The organism is Pseudoalteromonas sp. BMB, from assembly GCF_001709235.1.
Taxonomy (GTDB): domain Bacteria; phylum Pseudomonadota; class Gammaproteobacteria; order Enterobacterales; family Alteromonadaceae; genus Pseudoalteromonas; species Pseudoalteromonas maricaloris.
Map to the genome: position 1 here is coordinate 42081 of NZ_MBQA01000013.1, position 18606 is coordinate 60686.

The 18606-nt window shown below is 43.9% G+C and carries 15 protein-coding genes; 11 read left to right on the top strand and 4 right to left on the bottom strand.

Features of this window, described 5'->3' with window-relative positions; all coding sequences use genetic code 11:
* Positions 1-46: 46 nt before the first annotated feature.
* The 5 genes from accD to purF all read left to right on the top strand — a co-directional run bounded on the left by accD (position 47) and on the right by purF (position 4975).
* Positions 47-922, top strand: a complete 876-nt coding sequence (gene accD / locus BB427_RS01425; RefSeq protein WP_045989502.1) for an acetyl-CoA carboxylase, carboxyltransferase subunit beta — start codon at positions 47-49, stop codon at positions 920-922.
* A gap of 26 nt (positions 923-948) precedes the next feature.
* On the top strand, positions 949-2205 hold the full coding sequence (gene folC / locus BB427_RS01430) for a bifunctional tetrahydrofolate synthase/dihydrofolate synthase (protein WP_069018722.1): 1257 nt from the start codon (positions 949-951) through the stop codon (positions 2203-2205).
* 36 nt (positions 2206-2241) lie between these two features.
* The gene (locus BB427_RS01435; protein ID WP_045989504.1) at positions 2242-2868 is read left to right on the top strand and encodes an SPOR domain-containing protein; all 627 of its coding nucleotides are present in this window, start codon (positions 2242-2244) and stop codon (positions 2866-2868) included.
* 61 nt (positions 2869-2929) lie between these two features.
* A complete protein-coding gene (locus BB427_RS01440; protein ID WP_069018723.1) occupies positions 2930-3424 on the top strand; it encodes a CvpA family protein in 495 nt (164 codons plus the stop codon).
* Positions 3425-3442: 18 nt separating this feature from the next.
* A complete protein-coding gene (gene purF / locus BB427_RS01445; protein WP_010369357.1) occupies positions 3443-4975 on the top strand; it encodes an amidophosphoribosyltransferase in 1533 nt (510 codons plus the stop codon).
* Between the two features lie 85 nt (positions 4976-5060).
* On the opposite strand, the gene BB427_RS01450 is transcribed toward purF, so the two are convergent.
* Together BB427_RS01450 and barA are read right to left on the bottom strand one after the other, a co-directional pair.
* Positions 5061-5846: a MipA/OmpV family protein gene (locus tag BB427_RS01450; protein WP_069018724.1), complete on the bottom strand. Its 786-nt coding sequence runs from the start codon at positions 5844-5846 to the stop codon at positions 5061-5063.
* Positions 5847-6057: 211 nt separating this feature from the next.
* On the bottom strand, positions 6058-8823 hold the full coding sequence (gene barA, locus BB427_RS01455) for a two-component sensor histidine kinase BarA (protein ID WP_045989506.1): 2766 nt from the start codon (positions 8821-8823) through the stop codon (positions 6058-6060).
* A gap of 78 nt (positions 8824-8901) precedes the next feature.
* On the opposite strand from barA, the gene rlmD reads away from it, so the two are divergent.
* The 5 genes from rlmD (at position 8902) to eno (ending at position 16603) form a co-directional block, all read left to right on the top strand.
* Complete coding sequence (gene rlmD, locus BB427_RS01460; protein ID WP_069018725.1) at positions 8902-10221, top strand: 23S rRNA (uracil(1939)-C(5))-methyltransferase RlmD; 1320 nt, start codon at positions 8902-8904, stop codon at positions 10219-10221.
* 92 nt (positions 10222-10313) lie between these two features.
* Positions 10314-12467 (top strand): GTP diphosphokinase, encoded by a 2154-nt coding sequence (gene relA / locus BB427_RS01465; protein WP_010369348.1) that lies wholly within the window; start codon positions 10314-10316, stop codon positions 12465-12467.
* Positions 12451-13275, top strand: a complete 825-nt coding sequence (mazG, locus tag BB427_RS01470; protein WP_069018726.1) for a nucleoside triphosphate pyrophosphohydrolase — start codon at positions 12451-12453, stop codon at positions 13273-13275. The genes relA and mazG overlap by 17 nt, the downstream gene beginning before the upstream one ends.
* Before the next feature lie 157 nt (positions 13276-13432).
* Positions 13433-15067 (top strand): CTP synthase, encoded by a 1635-nt coding sequence (locus tag BB427_RS01475; protein ID WP_069018727.1) that lies wholly within the window; start codon positions 13433-13435, stop codon positions 15065-15067.
* A gap of 243 nt (positions 15068-15310) precedes the next feature.
* Positions 15311-16603, top strand: coding sequence for a phosphopyruvate hydratase (gene eno, locus BB427_RS01485; RefSeq protein ID WP_010606280.1), 1293 nt, complete (start codon positions 15311-15313; stop codon positions 16601-16603).
* A 57-nt stretch (positions 16604-16660) separates the two neighbouring features.
* Here eno and BB427_RS01490 read toward each other — a convergent pair whose 3' ends face one another.
* Entirely contained in the window at positions 16661-16852 is a 192-nt protein-coding gene (locus tag BB427_RS01490; RefSeq protein WP_010369334.1) for a hypothetical protein, read from the bottom strand.
* A 100-nt stretch (positions 16853-16952) separates the two neighbouring features.
* Positions 16953-17627 carry a DNA mismatch repair endonuclease MutH gene (gene mutH / locus BB427_RS01495; protein WP_069018728.1) on the bottom strand — a complete coding sequence of 225 codons (675 nt, stop codon included), beginning with the start codon at positions 17625-17627 and terminating at the stop codon, positions 16953-16955.
* Positions 17628-18066: 439 nt separating this feature from the next.
* On the opposite strand from mutH, the gene rppH reads away from it, so the two are divergent.
* The gene (rppH, locus tag BB427_RS01500; RefSeq protein WP_010369331.1) at positions 18067-18591 is read left to right on the top strand and encodes an RNA pyrophosphohydrolase; all 525 of its coding nucleotides are present in this window, start codon (positions 18067-18069) and stop codon (positions 18589-18591) included.
* Positions 18592-18606: the final 15 nt, after the last annotated feature.

Below are 18606 nucleotides of genomic sequence, written 5' to 3' on the forward strand. Positions count from 1 at the left end.
CTGTCTTTGCTGACGGAACAGAATAAAGCACGATAGAGAGTTGCAAATGAGTTGGTTAGAAAAGATCTTACCTAAAACCACGAAATCTTCTGGTAAAAAAGAGATCCCAGAAGGGGTTTGGGCAAAGTGTACAGATTGTGATTCAATCCTATACAAAGCGGAATTAGAAAAGTCCTTAAACGTATGTCCTAAGTGTGATCATCACATGCGTATTACGGCACGTAAACGTCTTGAAAGTTTCTTAGATGATTCAGATCGTCAAGAGCTTGGCACAGAGCATGAGCCACAAGACGTATTAAAGTTTAAAGACTCTAAAAAATACTCGGATCGTATCGTTCAAGCACAAAAGGCAAGCGGTGAGAAAGACGCTTTAGTTGCAATGAAAGGCCGTGTGAAGGGTATTCCTGTTGCTGCTGTTGCTTTTGAATTCTCCTTTATGGGTGGCTCAATGGCGTCAGTTGTTGGTGCGAGATTTGTTGATGCAGTTAACGTTTGTTTAGAACATAACATGCCATTAATCTGTTTCTCTGCATCTGGTGGTGCACGTATGCAAGAAGCACTTATGTCATTGATGCAAATGGCGAAAACAAGTGCTGCATTGGCAAAAATGAGTGACAAAGGCTTGCCATTTATCTCTGTATTGACCGACCCAACAATGGGTGGTGTTTCTGCATCATTGGCGATGCTTGGTGATATCAATGTGGCAGAGCCAAAAGCACTTATCGGTTTTGCGGGTCCACGTGTTATCGAACAAACGGTACGTGAAACTCTACCTGATGGTTTCCAGCGCAGTGAGTTCTTATTAGAGCACGGTGCGATTGACATGATCGTCGACCGTCGTGAAATGCGCGATACGTTAGCGCGTATTTTGGCGAAGTTTATGGACTTGCCTTCCACTGAACAAGAGCATAGAGTAGCGTAAATTTTTCAAATTGAGCTACTCAACTTATGACGGTTAAACAGCCTAGCCAATCATCAAGCCTTGATGATTGGCTTTGTTATTTAGAAGCAATTCATCCAGCCACCATTGAAATGGGACTTGAGCGTGTAGCACAAGTTGCCGAGCAAGCCGGATTACTTGAGCCTTTCAGTAAAATAATTCTAATTGGCGGTACCAATGGTAAAGGCACAACGGCTAGGTGCTTGGAGTCGTTGTTGCTCGCACAAGGGTTGTCGGTTGGCACCTACGCTTCACCACATTTAGTACGCTACAACGAACGCGTCCGAGTGAATGGGGTAGAGCTTGAAGATCAGTATCATATCGATGCATTTAAATTCCTCGACGACACCCGCAAAGACACTCAGCTAACTTATTTTGAGTTTGGTACGCTTGGCGCGTTAAGTATTTTCAAGCGCTGTAAGGTTGATTATATTTTGCTTGAAGTTGGTTTAGGCGGGCGGTTTGATGCGACAAATATAGTCTCGCCATTTGCCTCTGTTATCACGACTGTCGACTTAGATCATAAAGAGTATCTGGGTGATACTAGAGAACTGGTAGGCTATGACAAAGCTGGCATTTTCCGCAGTGGTAAGCCTGCAATCGTTGGTGATTTAAATATTCCACATACGGTTACGGACTATGGCGACGAAATTGCCGCAGAGATGGTGTTATCAAAGCGCGATTTTTATTTTACCCCGCTAGATTCTCAGTTTAGATGGCAATATCTTGATTTTGATTGGCACTTCGACAAACCAGCCATTCCAGCACAAAATGCTGCGACAGCGTTAACGGTATTAGCTAAACTTGAGTTGCTACCTAGCTATGATGCAGTGAAGACTTGTTTGGCAAATTTGCAAGTAGAGGGTCGCTTTCAGCAACTCAATGCCATGCCGTTAGTGTATACAGATGTTGCTCATAATCCAGAATCTGCAAGATATTTGGCAACTAAGTTACAAGAACTCAAGCAAAAAGGGTTTAAAATTCATGCCTTAGTCGCTATGCTTGCGGATAAAGACAAAGCCAGTGTGCTGAAAGAAGTCACCCAATATGTAGATAGCTGGAGCTTCGCTTCGCTTTCTGGACCTCGTGGAGAGCGTGCGGAAAACCTTAAGCCATTGCTTGACTCAAGTTGCAATGTCACCTTATTCGATAGCGTTACAGCAGCACTTGATACTCAGCTCGATACACTTGCGAGCGAGCAGGTACTAGTGATATTTGGTTCGTTCTTTACCGTTGCTGAGGCAATGGAGTACTGGCGAAAATAGTTATAGATGATTTAATGTAAAGTAGAGAGTAAAGTTGTGAACTCAGTATTTATAAATCGCCTTGTTGGAACAAGTATCGTCGTCGTAGCTGCGGTGATCTTTATTCCAAATATCCTTGATGGTGAAAAGGTCCACTACAAGGAAGGATTTCAAGCGATCCCTGAAAGACCTGAGTTCAAAACAATTGATCTGCAAGAAAAAGTGGATGCGCAAGCCAAGCTTGCGCCTGAGTTGCCCTCTGAGCCGCTGGAAGATATTGACGCCGATGATGCTAAGCTAGAAGGCACAGAAGAGACAACGCTAGCCAATACGCAGCAATCAGATACGTCACCTACACAAGTTGAGGCGAAACCCGTCGCAACGACCGACAAAGTTGAGGTGGCGAAATTAACGCGTCCTGAGACTGCTAACTTTTCAAAAATGGCCTATGTCATTCAGCTTGGTAGCTTTTCACATAAGTCGAACGTCGATGCATTGACGAAGAAGCTTGCAGATAATGGCTTTAAAACCTTTACTAAACCCGTTAAAACGCCCAATGGTACACTGACAAAAGTGTTTGTCGGACCAGCTTTAAATAAAGCTGAACTTGAGGCTAAGTTACCAGAATTAAAGAAATTAACTAAGTTAAATGGTCGTTTGACACAATTTGAAGTGACAAAATGATCTGGCATTTAGATGCCAAACCTTTTAGAATGCGCCCCACATTAACGACTTATTGGTTACTATGATCTGGGTTGATTACGCCATTCTTGGTATTGTTGGTTTATCGACTATCTTTGGCTTGCTTCGAGGCTTTGTCAAAGAAGCGATGTCACTTGTCGTATGGATCGGCGCTTTTTTCATCTCTAGTATTTTTTACCAATATCTCGCAACCTTCCTAACATTCGTTTCAGAACCCCTTTTAAGAAATGCAGCCGCAATTGCCATACTCTTTTTTGCGACCTTGATGTTAGGTGGGCTTGTTAATTATGTCTTGAGTGAACTGGTTCAAAGAACTGGGCTCTCAGGCACCGATAGGATCTTTGGGATTGTATTCGGTGGACTTCGAGGTGTGTTAGTCGTTAGCGCCTTACTCTTTTTCCTTGATGCGTTTACCAGTGCACCAGACACGCAGTGGTGGAAAACATCAAACTTAATTCCTGAATTTGGCTTTGTGATAGAGTGGTTTTTCTCCTATCTTGAACATAACTCGAGCTTTTTAGATTCAGTAAACCGTTAATCGGCGAGGAAATTTTTAATGTGTGGTATCGTTGGGATAGTCGGAACATCTCCTGTTAATCAGGCGATTTATGACGGCTTAACTGTTTTGCAACACCGCGGCCAAGATGCGGCTGGCATTATTACCATTGACAACAATACGTTTAGCTTACGAAAAGCAAACGGTCTAGTGAAAGACGTATTTCATACAAGACACATGAAACGCCTACAGGGCAACATTGGTCTTGGTCATGTACGTTATCCTACTGCTGGTTCTTCAAGCTCAGCAGAAGCTCAACCTTTCTACGTAAACTCTCCATTTGGTATTGCCCTTGCGCACAACGGCAACTTAACCAATGCAGAAAAATTAAAAGAGCGTTTGTTTACTCAAGCGCGTCGCCACGTTAATACTACGTCTGATTCAGAGATCTTGCTGAATATCTTAGCTCACGAGCTTGGCAAAACAGACAAGATGAAATTAGACGCGGAAGACATGTTTACGGCAGTAACTGAGGTTGTGTCTATTGTTTCTGGTGGTTACGCGAGTATCGCGATGATCATCGGCCATGGTATTTTGGCATTTAGAGACCCTCACGGTATTCGTCCGCTTGTTTTCGGTAAGAAAGAAACTGAGCGTGGCATGGAATACATGTTCGCTTCAGAGAGTGTTGCATTGGCAACGGATGGCTTTGAGTTTGTGCGAGATGTTGCACCAGGTGAAGCTATTTACGTAACCGAAAAAGGTGAGTTTTTCTCTCAGATCTGCGCTGCTAAAACGACGCTTGCACCTTGTATCTTCGAGTTTGTATATTTTGCTCGTCCAGATTCAAACATTGATAAAATGTCTGTTTATGCGACTCGCGTGAATATGGGTACCAAGCTCGGTGAGAAAATCGCAACTGAGTGGGGCGATAAAGATATCGACGTGGTTATCCCAATCCCTGAAACATCATGTGATATCGCACTTGAAATTGCTTCCGTGCTAGGGCTTCCTTATCGTCAAGGGTTTGTTAAGAACCGCTACATTGGCCGTACTTTTATTATGCCGGGCCAAGAGCTGCGTAAGAAGTCTGTACGTCGTAAACTTAACGCAATTGACAGAGAGTTTGCTGGTAAGAACGTGCTACTTGTCGATGATTCTATTGTGCGGGGCACTACATCAGCGCAAATCGTTGAGATGGCGCGTGAAGCGGGTGCGAAGAACGTGTACTTTGCATCAGCAGCACCAGAGGTAAGATTCCCGAACGTATATGGCATCGATATGCCTTCTGCATCAGAGCTAATCGCTCATGGTCGTGAAGTGGAAGATATCAATGCGAGTATTGGCTCGGACGGTTTGATCTACCAATCCCTAAGCGACTTGATTGCAGCCGTTGGTCAAGAAAACCCAGAGATCGCTCGCTTTGAGACTTCGGTATTTGATGGTCAATACATCACAGGAGATGTTGATCAAAACTACCTCAATCACATTGATGAACTGCGCAATGATTCGGCAAAGTCTAATCGTGAAGCTGCGATGTCTGCAAGCCTTGAGCTACATAATCAAGAAGCGGAAAGCGCCGAAAGCGATTAAACTATTTGATGATGTGCATAAGCATTAAGATAAAAAACCCAAGTTTAACTTGGGTTTTTTATTTAATTTTAACCCGGGCAACAGCCTAAAATTGATAGACTAGGCCAACATAAGCGAGGTCACTGGTGTCTCTGTCTAGCAAAGGACTATTGGCAATTACATCATCGAGCTTAGTTCGTGTTATCCCACCAACCAAACTGAGTTGTGTTTTTAACTGATAATGTGCGGTAAACCCTGCCGAATAATTCACGGCGTCATCAGCAGTTAAATAGCCCACTCGACCACGGCTTATATCGATGTTTTTCCCGCTCACCCCGTAAATATAATTGACGTAATCTGATTGCTGCCACTCTACGTTACCTACTGCCGAGATTTTAAATCCTCGACCATCGTTGTACAGTGGGATTGATACCGAAAAAGTAGCCGTGGTTGAATCTGAATTATCGGAAATATCACTGTGACCAGCGAGGGTAAACCATAGATAGGTGACGCCATAGTTAACGGTAACATCGCCATCCGGTGCGTCATATCCTACAAAAACCTCGTCCTCAGATTTCGCATCTCGGAACACGCCGTCATAGCCGTCTTGACGATAGCCCAATCCGGAGTAGACAGATAAATCTTCGGTAATAGGAAAGCGATAGCCAATTAAGCTGTCTTTGTTGATAAACCAGTTTCCTTTTTGGATATCGATAATGGGAATTGAGATCAGCTCACTTTCAATGCCTTTCCATGGCAAATCTGCAGCGGCTGCTCCTCCTCCTAGACGAACTTGCCATTCGTCAGATGACGTTTCAATGGCGTGGCTACAAGAAGCAAAAGCGAGGGTAAAGATGGCAGCAGATGTAAGTGCTGACTTGATGAGATACATACAGAATTCCTTTCGTAAGTTAAAGATTGTGAGAATTTAGAATGTAAGAAGTTTGTTACAAGACTTGGGAAAGTGCTGTTAGAAAGTGTAATAAATTGTCGGGAAGCGTTGACTGGTGTGTTAGGAGCTATGTGCCACACTTCCTATCTATTCGCTATTTCCATGGTTGTTTGCATAGAAAGTAGCGAATAGAAGAGTGTGAACATAAAGGTCAGCTGGATTGTGTGGGCTCGGAATCAGAAAGCAATAAAGTGAGTCCATCAACCAGCTCAAATAGCTCAGGCTCGATATCACTGAGTGGTTTTTCTTGTTTTAATCCCGTCTCGATGGTTTCAGCCAATTTCTTCAGGGTTGGTACGCCTGTGTAACAACAAGCCCCGTGAAACTTATGCACTACTTTGAGCAGCGTAGGGAGATCCTCTGCGTCTTGCGCAGACTCCAACTGCTGCAACGTTTCGGGCACGCTAGAAAGCAGCATGTTGAGCATCTCCAATGCTAAATCAGGTTTATTACCCGCTCGCTGTAACGCTAACCCCCAATCTAACATTTGGCTATTAAATGGCGGCACACTGTGCTGATGACTCTCGATATTTTTTTGTCTCGCGACTGGTGAAGATGCGCTATGGTCGCAAATAATTTGCTTGAGCATATCTTCATCTATGGGTTTAGTCATATAGTTACTAAAACCATCTTTAAGCAGTTGCTCTTTTTCGCCAGCAAGTGCATGTGCGGTGACGGCGATAATAGGGGTATCCTCATTTAAGGACGAATCTCTTATGCTTCTACAGGCGCTTATACCATCCATTATGGGCATTTGAATATCCATAAATATCAGGTCGTATTTCCTTGATTTACATAAACTGACTGCTTGAGCGCCATTATGTGCGGTATCTATTGCCTCTACCTGCTCATCTAACAGAGTACAGATCAACTTCAAGTTAGCATCGTTATCGTCCGCAACGAGCACTTTAAGTGGTAAACTGGTAGCCTCGATTTCATTGGCACTCATGTCTGGGTGGTCTAAACGATAGGGTGCTGCAAGCATTTCGCATAGTTTTCTGTGATTAAGTGGTTTGCTTAAACAAGCGTCAGCACCACTGCCAATAAGCGCCTCACGCATATTATGAGACACGGTATTAACCATCAAGTATAAGTAGTCTGCGGAGCCGCGAGCTTGCTTGATGTAACTCTTGACCGTCTGCATTTGATCGACGCTCGCCATAGAGCCGATTAGACAGATATCGTAATTAAAATCCTGCGCCAAGGCTGTATCAAACTCTTCTTCGGTGAGGCAACGAGTCACCTGCATATCCCATGCCTGTAGCTGGGCCATTACAGCGTAATGAGTATGCTCTTGCGGTTCGAAGTAAAGCACGCGCTTATTTTCCAGCGGTTTGCTTGGCAAATCGTCGTTGTAGAGACGATTTGGCAGGGCAAAGACGGCATTAAATGAGAAACAGGTACCATTTCCAGGTGCCGAGTTCAGAGTGATACGGCCATTCATCGCCTCAACAATATGCTTAGTGATGATAAGACCCAGACCTGTGCCGCCAAATTTACGGGTGATACTGGTATCGGCTTGAGCAAACGGCGTAAATAGCGCATCTTGCTTATCCTGCGCAATACCGACCCCAGTATCGCTGACAGACACTAACAACGAGGATTGAGATTCATCCATCAAGCGATGGTTAATATCCACTTTGACTGAGCCTTTTTCCGTGAACTTGATGGCATTACTAATTAGATTGGTCAATACCTGTTTAAATCGTGTTGGGTCGCCAATTAAGTTGTCCGGCACCTGGCGATTAACAGAAATCGAAAACTCTAGCTGCTTGTCGTGGGCACTTGGCGCTAATAAGGTCATGACTTCATTAACTGCGTCGCGTAATTCAAACTGGATATTCTCCAGCTCCATAGCACCGGCTTCTAGTTTTGAGAAATCCAAGATGTCACTAATGATGGTAAGCAGGCTATTTGCGGATAGCTCTATGGTATCTAAATAATCTTTTTGGTGCTTATTTAATGGTGTTTTATAAAGTTGACGAGTAAAGCCAATGACCCCATTGAGCGGCGTTCTAAGTTCGTGACTCATCTTAGCCAAGAAATCCGATTTTACGCGGTTAGCGTCTTGTGCTTCTTTTTTGGCAATATTGAGCTGAATATTCTGCGTTTCATACTGCTCTAGGGTTTCGCGATAATCACTAGTTGCCTGATCAATGTGCTTTTGCATTTCGTCTTTTTGATTGGCCATCTTTCTGCCAATAACAATCAAGCCTTGGCGCAACAGCTCAAACTCACCCCGCATCGGCTCATTGATAGCGATGTCTTGTTTACCTTCGTTGAGTTTGTCTGTGGCTAAAATCAAACTGGCAATCGGTTTGGTCAGCATACGTGATAATCGCATGGCCAACATAACACTAAGTAAAAAGGAGAAAATAATAACAATAGCACTCAAGATCAGCGCGCGCTGCTGCGATATCAAGGCTTGGTCTTTACTGATCTCTACAACTAAAACCGCGAGCGTAGCTGGCTCAGCACTATGCCAATCGGTTTTTTTGGCTAAATGGTTTTTAACTGGTGAATAAAACACAAAGGTATTTTTTAGTGTAGTAACTTCGGTGGTTTGTAGCTTTTGCACTTCACCAAAATAATGTAATTTGTCGAATTCACTATGATAATTACTGGTAAGAATAAGCTGATTTTGGTTATCAAACAGCGCGATACTTTTTACCAGAGGTGCGTGTTTATTGTGTGCTTGGCTTAAAATGCGGTGTAAATGCGCTTTATCTTGTTTTTCTATTGGGTATTCTACTGACATAGCCAGAGAATCTGCAATGCGATTTCCCTGACTTATCAGAATTTCCTCAAGCTCTACGTAGCGATTTATAGTAAAATAACCACCAAGTAGCAAGCCAACCAAAAGGGTTGGCAAAAGAGTGAGTAGTAAAATACTGTCACGCAGGTTTAATTTTGTCATAGGGTCAAAAAAGTGCAGAGAAATCTGTAACTAAGATTATCTTTTACCGACGTGATAAGCAAACAAATGAGGAACCCAATGGCACAGATTTTTCGTGCTAAGAAAGCTGCTAAGCCGTCAAAGCAAATAGAATTAAACATAGAGTCAATGGATCATCAGGGGCGAGGTGTTGCTCGTCATGAAGGTAAGGTCTGTTTTGTGGCTGGTGCCTTGACTGGTGAGCGAGTGAGAGCACAGGTTGTACAGGCCAAGTCTAAACTGTTGGAAGCGAAGATGACCAAAGTACTTAATGCCTCTAATGAGCGTGTTAAGCCGTTTTGCCCGCATTACCAGCAGTGTGGTGGTTGTAGCTTGCAGCATCAAAGTGTTGATGGTCAGCTCAATGAAAAGCAGCATGCAGTTGAAAAACTTTTTGCACGTTTTGCCAATATCAAACACTTACCATGGCAAGCACCGATCACCTCAATGCCGCTTCATTATCGTCGTGCAGCTCGTTTGGCATGTATTTATGATAAACAAAGCAAAAGCGTGAAGTTGGGCTTTAGAGCAAGTCAGTCGAAGCAGATTATCGAAATAGCACAATGTGACGTATTGGTGTCGCCTTTTGAGCGTATTGTTAACACGCTAAGTGCGCTTGCACAGTCGCTAAGTGAGTTTAGGCTGATCAGTCATATTCAGCTTTGTCAGGCCGATAATCATAATTATGTGTTGTGTCGTCATACAAAGCCACTGTCCGCTTCGACTCGTGAAACGCTACAAAACGAGCTGGAGAATTGTCAGGTCCTGTTCGACGATGGCGAGATGCCAGTTGTGTATTCCCAGTTGCCGCACTATCACCTTGGTGAATTTGACTTAACACTTGAGTTTAAATTGAACAACTTTATTCAAGTGAATCAATCAGTAAACGAAGCAATGCTGCGCCAAGCGACAGACTGGCTACTGCTGAGTAACGATGAAAGTGTGCTCGACCTTTTCTGTGGGGTGGGAAATTTCTCTTTGGTGCTCGCAAAACAAGCAAAAAATGTGATTGGGGTAGAAGGTGAAGCGCAATCGGTTGCAATGGCTCAGCAAAATGCGCAAACTAATCAAATCAGTAATGTTCAGTTTCACTGTTTTGATCTAACACAGTCGATTACAGAGGCTGCTTGGTTCGACGCAAATCTGGATGTGTTGGTGCTGGATCCATCAAGGCCAGGTGCACTTGAGGTTCTACAGCAATTACCGTTGACGCAGTTTAGCCGTATTTTATACGTGTCATGTGATCCTGTGACACTGGCGCGTGATTCTTCGGTAATAGCACAGGCAGGCTTTGAATTAGAGAAGCTTGGCTTAATGAATATGTTTGTCCACACGGGACATATCGAAACCATGGCGCTATTTAAAAAACAGTGTAAATAACCTGAGCTTTGAGGCCGTTATTGCCCGAGCATTAGGCTAGATAATTTACCCGAAAATGAGGCGGGTAAGTAATTTTAAGGAGGTATCAAAACATGGTTGCTACTCGGCAGTCGCATCAAACCACTTTGCCACTAGAGTTTGATGCGCGACTCACTATCTTAAACTTGTCAGAGGATCAAAGGGACTGGCTGCAAAAGGCCTATGAACTTTGTCCCGCGGATGAGTCAACGGAACATCTCAATAATGCCATCGAAATGGTCGAGATCCTTGCAGACTTAAATTTTGATAGCGAATCTTTAGCAACTGCGTTTTTAACTCCTTATTTTGTTGCTGGAAAGTTGTCCCTTGAGCAAGTAGAGGAAGCGCTTGGCAAAAATATCTCTCTGCTTTTAAGAGGGGTGGAGAATATGGACACCATCAGCACTTTAGCACACCAAAGCTCGGGTAAGGTACAAGTCGACAACATCCGCCGTATGTTACTCGCTATGGTGGAAGATGTGCGTGCCGTGGTGATTAAGCTTGCTGAGCAAATCTGCCATTTACGTGCGGTTAAGAAAGCATCGGAAGAAGAAAGAGTCGTTGCTGCAAAAGCCGCAGCCAATATTTTTGCGCCACTTGCGAACCGTTTGGGGATTGGCCAATTAAAATGGGAACTTGAAGATCTCTCTTTCCGTTATTTGCATCCGGATACGTATAAGTCTATTGCCAAGAAGCTTTCTGATAAACGCCTAGACCGCGAAGCTTATATGGAGAATATGGTTAATTCGGTGGCACAAAAACTTGCGGATGCAGGCATTAAAGCGCAGGTCTACGGTCGCCCTAAGCATATTTACAGCATTTATAAAAAAATGGCGCAGAAAAGCTATGAATTCGAACAGTTGTTCGACATTCGCGCGATGCGTGTGGTGGTAGATGAAATTCAAGATTGCTACGCCGCTTTGGGTATTGTGCACACCAGCTGGCGGCATTTAAACAAAGAGTTTGACGACTATATTGCTACGCCTAAGCAAAACGGCTATCAGTCTATCCACACCGTGGTATTTGGTCCTGAGGGCAAAACGGTAGAAATCCAAATTCGCACTGAGGCCATGCATCGAGATGCAGAGCTTGGGGTGGCGGCACATTGGATGTACAAAGAAGGTGCATTGCCGGGCAGAAACTCAGGATACGAGCAAAAAATTAGCTGGCTACGCAAACTGTTGCAGTGGCAAGAAGAAGTGGTAGATGGCAGTGAAATAGCAGATGAGCTGAAGAATCAGGTTGTCGAAGACCGTGTTTATGTATTCACGCCCAAGGGCGATATCTTTGATTTGCCGCTAGGCTCGACGCCACTCGACTTCGCATACTACATTCATTCCAATGTTGGACATCGCTGCATTGGTGCAAAAGTGTTTGGTAAAATAGTGCCTTTCACTTACACATTGCGCACAGGCGATCAGGTAGAAATTCTTACCCAGAAAAATGCTTCACCAAGTCGAGATTGGTTAAACCCGTCGCTGGGATATATTCATTCTTCAAGAGCGCGCAGTAAGATCCATCACTGGTTTAAGCAGCAAGATAGAGACAAAAATCTTCAAGCGGGTAAGGAAATTTTAGATAGTCATCTGCAAAAACTAGATATTACCTATAAAGATTTAGAACCCGCGATTGACCGCTTTAACTTTAAAGAGCTCGACGATTTAATGGTGGCGATTGGTGCCGGTGATATTCGTATCAACCAATTCCTGAACTACGTTCAAGATAAACCTGAGGATACACCTAAGTTAAAAATCTCCTCGCCAAAACACACGAAAGGCGACAAAAACGCAGTGGTCGTTGATGGGGTTGGCAGCTTGATGAGTCATATGGCGAAATGCTGTGAGCCGGTACCGGGCGATGAAATTGTGGGTTACATCACGCAAGGGCGAGGTATTGCTGTGCATCGCTCTGATTGTGAGTCGTTTGCTCATATTACGGATGTACATCCAGAGCGTGAGATTGCGGTCAGTTGGTCAGATGATGTTAAAGCGTCGTACGCCATTACATTAAAAATTGAAGCACACGACCGCCAAGGGCTGATCCGAGACATTAGCTCTGTGCTTGCCAATGAAAAAGTCAATGTGCTCAATATGAACGTACAAACACAAGACGATAAAAACGTAGCAGTATTTATGATGAAGGTAGAGGTGGATGACCTTTCTGCTATGCATCGCTTGCTGACTAAATTGATGCAAATCGAAGGTGTTTTTGATGCCAAACGACTCTAAGCCTTCTACAGCAACGGGGATAGAGCAGCTGCTAGAGATTATGTCGCAGCTGCGCGACCCAAGCACTGGATGCGACTGGGATAAGAAGCAAACCTTTAAAACCATTGTCCCTCATACGTTAGAAGAAGCACACGAAGTTGCCGATGCTATCGAGCAAGGCGACTTTGCTCACTTAAAAGAAGAGTTGGGGGACTTGCTGTTCCAAGTGATTTTTTATGCTCAGCTTGGAAAAGAGCAGGGGTTGTTTGATTTTGCTGACATAGTGCAAACCCTCAATGACAAATTAGTGAGACGTCACCCCCATGTATTTGAAAAGCAGGAAAGCTTAAGCGAAGCAGAGCTTGAACAGCAATGGCACGCCATTAAACAGCAAGAAAAACAGGCACAAAAACAAGGGGCGTTCGCGGCGGATATTCCAAGCAGCTTGCCAGCATTATCAAAAGCCTACAAAATTCAAAAGCAAGCAGCCAAACTTGGATTTGACTGGCCAAGTTACCACGGCGCGTGGGATAAAGTACAAGAGGAAGTCGCAGAGGTGAGCGAGGCGCTGCAAGTTGATCCACTCTCTGAACATACGGCGGAAGAGGTGGGCGACTTGTTGTTTGCAACTGTAAATGTGAGCCGACATATAAAACGAGATCCGGAGCAGCTGCTACGTCAAGCCAACGAGAAATTTAGAAATCGCTTTGTGCAAGTCGAAGCCGTTTTGAATGAGTCCTCACTATCACTTAAAGATGCGAGCTTGGAGGAGATGGATGATGCTTGGGAGACAGTGAAACGTCGTCAACGCAGTAAAAACAGAGACTGATTTTACGGTTTGTTCGTTACTTAAAACGACCTCCTGATAAAATATATTACCGTGCTAAGTCATTTTTAGCTGGAATGACTTAGGTGCTTTTGCTATACTATCGCCCCGTCTTGATTCTTATTTAAATTCCAATTTTCCTGAAATTTCTAGGGTTCGCATGAGTACAAAATTTATCTTCGTAACGGGCGGAGTAGTATCCTCCTTGGGTAAAGGTATTGCAGCTGCTTCTTTAGCCGCTATTTTAGAAGCACGTGGCTTGAAAGTAACGATTCTAAAGCTGGATCCTTACATCAATGTTGACCCTGGGACTATGAGCCCTATCCAACACGGTGAAGTATTCGTAACCGAAGACGGCGCGGAAACCGACCTTGATCTTGGTCACTACGAGCGTTTTATTCGCACTAAAATGACCAAGCGTAACAACTTTACACAAGGCCGTGTATTTGAAGACGTGTTGCGCAAAGAGCGTAGAGGTGAGTACTTAGGTGCCACTATTCAGGTTATTCCTCACATCACAAACGACATCAAGCGTCGCGTGCTTGAAGGCGCGGAAGGCCATGATGTTGCTATCGTAGAGATCGGTGGCACGGTTGGTGATATCGAGTCACAACCTTTCCTAGAAGCAATTCGCCAGCTAGGCACAGAGCTTGGTCGTGAGAGCGCTTTGTTTATGCATTTGACGCTAGTGCCTTTCTTAGGCCCTGCGGGTGAAGTGAAAACTAAGCCAACTCAGCACTCAGTGAAAGAGCTTCGTTCAATCGGTATTCAACCTGATATTTTGATCTGTCGTTCAGATCGTAAACTACCAGCGAACGAGCGCGCGAAGATTGCCCTATTCACTAATGTGGAAGAAAAAGCAGTTATCTCGCTACAAGACGTAGACAGTATTTATAAGATCCCTGCGCTATTGAAATCGCAAGAGCTTGATAACATCATTTGTCGTCGTTTCTACCTTGAACGTCCGGAAGCGGATTTATCTGAGTGGGAACAAGTACTTTATCAAGAGTCAAACCCTACTGGTGAAGTGACAATTGGTATGGTTGGTAAATACATCGAATTACCGGACGCATATAAATCAGTTAACGAAGCATTGAAGCATGCTGGTTTGAAAAACCGTTTAACGGTGAATATTGAATATGTTGACTCTCAAGATATCGAGAGCAAAGGCACTGAGTTACTTGAGCACCTTGATGCTATCTTAGTACCAGGTGGCTTTGGTAACCGTGGCGTTGAAGGTAAGATCTTAGCTGCAAAATATGCACGTGAAAACAAAGTACCATACCTAGGCATTTGTTTAGGGATGCAAGTTGCGTTAATCGAGTATGCGCGTAACGTTGCAGGTCTGACTGATGCTAACTCAACTGAATTTGATCTTGAAAGCCCACACCCAGTAGTTGGTCTGATCACTGAGTGGTTAGATGCAGACGGTAAGATTGAAGTACGTGACCACGACTCTGATCTTGGTGGCACTATGCGTCTTGGCGCGCAGCTTTGCCACTTAAAAGAGGGCTCTAAGGTACGTGAAGTATACGGTAATGCCGAAATCGTTGAGCGTCACCGTCACCGCTACGAAGTAAACAACAACTATGTTGCTGAGCTTGAAAAAGCGGGTCTGCAATTTACTGGTCTGTCAGAAGACAAGAAACTAGTTGAGATTATCGAGAATAAAGATCACCCTTGGTTTATCGCGGCTCAGTTCCACCCTGAGTTCACGTCAACGCCTCGTGATGGTCACCCATTATTTGAAGGTTTTGTTGCGGCGGCATACAGCCACCAAAAAGCATCTTCGTAATAAGAAAAAAGCCGTGCTCTTGCACGGCTTTTTTGTTGCAGAAGGTTTTGCAATAGGCGCTAAGTGTAGTGTTTATCGCCAAACTTTTTCTTATCTGCCGGCGCGTCAATGTGATACGTGTAAATTCTTCACTTTGCGAAGCAACAGAGATAAGGCAAACTTTAAAGCGGGTTTATTGACCCTGAATTCGCCTGCGACAGAAGCAGTGCAACACACACCACTTTGGGAATAAGAGGAATCAAGATGTCAAAAATCGTTAGAGTGATTGGCCGTGAAGTTATGGACTCACGCGGTAACCCAACAGTAGAAGCGGACGTACACCTAGAGTCTGGTGCATGGGGCCGTGCATGTGCGCCATCAGGTGCATCTACGGGTACCCGTGAAGCACTAGAGCTACGTGACGGTGATAAGTCTCGTTACTTAGGTAAAGGTGTATTAACAGCGGTAAACTACGTAAATAACGAAATCGCGGCAGCACTTGAAGGTCAAAACGCGCTAGAGCAACGTGCAATCGACCAAATCATGTTGGACTTAGACGGCACTGAAAACAAAGAAAAACTAGGTGCGAATGCCATCCTTGCGGTATCTCTAGCAACAGCAAAAGCAGCTGCACAAGACAAAGGCGTGGCGCTATACGAGCATATCGCAGACATCAACGGTACAGCAGGTCAGTACTCAATGCCAGTTCCGATGATGAACATTATCAATGGTGGTGAGCACGCGGATAACAACGTTGATATTCAAGAGTTTATGGTTCAGCCTGTTGGCGCAAAGAGCTTCCGTGAAGCACTACGTATGGGTGCTGAAATCTTCCATAGCCTGAAAAACGTACTTAAGTCTCGTGGCCTGAACACTGCAGTTGGTGATGAAGGTGGTTTTGCTCCAGACCTTAAATCAAATGAAGAAGCGCTAGAAGTGATTGTTGAAGCGGTTGCAGCAGCTGGCTACGAAATGAACAAAGACGTAACACTAGCACTTGACTGTGCAGCGTCTGAGTTTTATGTCGATGGCAAGTATGACCTAAAGGGCGAAGGTAAAACATTCGACTCGGAAGGTTTTGCAGGCTTCTTGGCCGATCTTGCAGCACGTTACCCAATTGTATCAATCGAAGATGGCCTCGACGAAAGCGACTGGGCTGGTTGGAAAGTCCTAACAGATAAAATTGGCGATAAAGTTCAGCTAGTGGGTGATGATCTCTTTGTTACTAACACTAAGATTTTAAAGCGTGGTATTGAAGAAAGCATTGGTAACTCAATCTTGATTAAATTCAACCAGATTGGTTCACTGTCTGAAACGCTTGATGCCATCAAAATGGCGCAAGATGCTGGCTTTACTGCCGTTATTTCACACCGCTCTGGTGAGACCGAAGACGCTACCATTGCTGATTTAGCAGTGGCGACAGCTGCAGGTCAAATTAAGACAGGTTCACTTTGCCGTTCGGATCGTGTAGCTAAGTACAACCAATTGCTACGTATTGAAGAAGCGCTAGGTGAAAAAGCAGTATACAAAGGCCGTAGTGAAATCAAAGGTCAGTAATTAGCATTACTTGATGTATTGTAAAAACGCCAGTTTAGCTACTGGCGTTTTTTATTGCTAGCGGTCATCACCCCAAATCTCACAATTTGCTTGGCCATTTCTAAATGTCCAACAGACTTGAAGTGAATTACAAGCATCATCCATCGTTGCAGGACCATTACCTCCAGCAACAGCCGGCGTCATCTTAGTAGCAAGTGTTTTGTTCACACTAAGTTCTTTAATCGATTTTTTGTTGAACTTTAATTTCATTGTCGTCTCCTTCTATAAAAATATAAATGTTAACCAAATCTATACAAGATGTTGGTTGTTTTACATTTGTACTTTTTGTACAAAAAGTCAACAGGTGTTTTTAAGCACCAAACTCTTGCGCTAATATCGATTGAGTGAAATTGATTTTCAAATAAAAACCTCTTGGCAAAGTTTGCACTATTTTACCGTTCGGCCCTATGGCGTCAGTGAGCGCTTTGGCATTTGCTGCCTTTGGCCTTATCTGCATGACTTCGCCAAGGTGCCCTGAGATTTGCTCTACGTGACCTGTAGCGATTAACTCGATTTGTTCTTCCCAGTCTCTTCGTAACAACTGTTCTTGATGCGCGTCTGGCCGCCATAAGAAGCCGTGTCCAATAACCCTATCTATTAAAGGAATTTCTCGTTCGGCTAATATGGGTAGCCAAAGAACGTGAGCTAATTTCTTTTTAACACTCGACGCTTCCCACGTTAATCCTGTTAACTGAGTCAGCGGCACGACAGAAACATAGGTAGTCTCTAGCGGTTTGCCTTGATAGCTTATTGGCAAAGTCTTGAGTTCAACGCCAATATGCTCAAAATCAGGCACAGGCTTTGAGCCCGCGGTGGCACCTAAGGCTGCTTCTATGAGTTGTCCTACCCAGCCTTTTTCTTTGAGCAAGTCTTGTGGTGTTTTAAACGAGCGCTGCTGAGCAAGTTCACCCAATGTTAAACCGGCTATGTTTTCAACACGTTGCATAAGTTCGCCCACAGAGCGTGGTGGTGTAACTGGTGGCAAGCGATACTCCTGAGTCTATCCCTTAAAAACACGATTATAAAAGAAATCATGTGGTGAAGTAAGTTGGTTATTTTGCGCTCAACTTAAGTGCGGCTTGTTATTTCAACATATGGTTAAAGTAATAACTTTATTATCTATATGATAAATATGAAGTTATTTTTATTTTGCTACAGTCGGAGTGGCTTGAAAATCTTATGGCTTTGGATAAATACAAGACTATAAACATAATTATCCACAGAATATGTGGAAAACCTAGAGTTTGAAGTGTGTAATTGTGGATTTGTTCGTAATTTGAACTGAAAAATACTTAGTTATGCACAAGTTGTGGGTAACTTGAGAGTATGCTGAGATAATTTAGGTATAGAATGGAATTAAATTTGCCGTGACGCGGGAGTTGTGGAACAATCATTAAAAATCGACTTATAAATGAGGCACTAAGGTGATTGATGCCGAAGGGTTTCGTGCCAATGTCGGAATAGTGATTTGTAATAATCAGGGGCAGGTTTTTTGGGCCCGTCGTTACGGACAACACTCTTGGCAATTTCCTCAAGGCGGAATAGATCAAGGGGAAACACCTGAGCAAACGATGTATCGTGAACTTCATGAAGAAGTTGGACTTAGGCCAGAAGATGTTGAAATAGTAGCAAGTTCTAAACATTGGTTACGTTACAAACTACCAAAAAGGTTAATTAGACGAGATTCAAGCCCAGTTTGTATCGGGCAAAAGCAGAAATGGTTTTTATTGAAACTTAGGTGTAAAGATGAAGACGTAGACTTATTACGTACGCATCACCCTGAGTTTGATGATTGGCGCTGGGTTAGCTATTGGTATCCAGTACGTCAAGTTGTATCGTTTAAGCGTGATGTCTATCGTCGAGTGATGAAGGAATTCGCTCCGTTTGCGATGCCATTTGGTAAACGTGAACAGCAAGGGCAGAAGGATTTCTGGCGCACAAAACGATAAAAATAGGAGCAGCAG

Bases quoted from the DNA above. Each gene is read 5' to 3' on its own strand.
- eno (WP_010606280.1), top strand. From the start codon at position 15,311: ATGTCAAAAATCGTTAGAGTGATTGGCCGTGAAGTTATGGACTCACGC.
- BB427_RS01475 (WP_069018727.1), top strand. From the start codon at position 13,433: ATGAGTACAAAATTTATCTTCGTAACGGGCGGAGTAGTATCCTCCTTG.
- relA (WP_010369348.1), top strand. From the start codon at position 10,314: ATGGTTGCTACTCGGCAGTCGCATCAAACCACTTTGCCACTAGAGTTT.
- accD (WP_045989502.1), top strand. From the start codon at position 47: ATGAGTTGGTTAGAAAAGATCTTACCTAAAACCACGAAATCTTCTGGT.
- purF (WP_010369357.1), top strand. From the start codon at position 3,443: ATGTGTGGTATCGTTGGGATAGTCGGAACATCTCCTGTTAATCAGGCG.
- BB427_RS01490 (WP_010369334.1), bottom strand. From the start codon at position 16,852: ATGAAATTAAAGTTCAACAAAAAATCGATTAAAGAACTTAGTGTGAAC.
- rlmD (WP_069018725.1), top strand. From the start codon at position 8,902: ATGGCACAGATTTTTCGTGCTAAGAAAGCTGCTAAGCCGTCAAAGCAA.
- BB427_RS01450 (WP_069018724.1), bottom strand. From the start codon at position 5,846: ATGTATCTCATCAAGTCAGCACTTACATCTGCTGCCATCTTTACCCTC.
- BB427_RS01440 (WP_069018723.1), top strand. From the start codon at position 2,930: ATGATCTGGGTTGATTACGCCATTCTTGGTATTGTTGGTTTATCGACT.
- mazG (WP_069018726.1), top strand. From the start codon at position 12,451: ATGCCAAACGACTCTAAGCCTTCTACAGCAACGGGGATAGAGCAGCTG.
- folC (WP_069018722.1), top strand. From the start codon at position 949: ATGACGGTTAAACAGCCTAGCCAATCATCAAGCCTTGATGATTGGCTT.
- barA (WP_045989506.1), bottom strand. From the start codon at position 8,823: ATGACAAAATTAAACCTGCGTGACAGTATTTTACTACTCACTCTTTTG.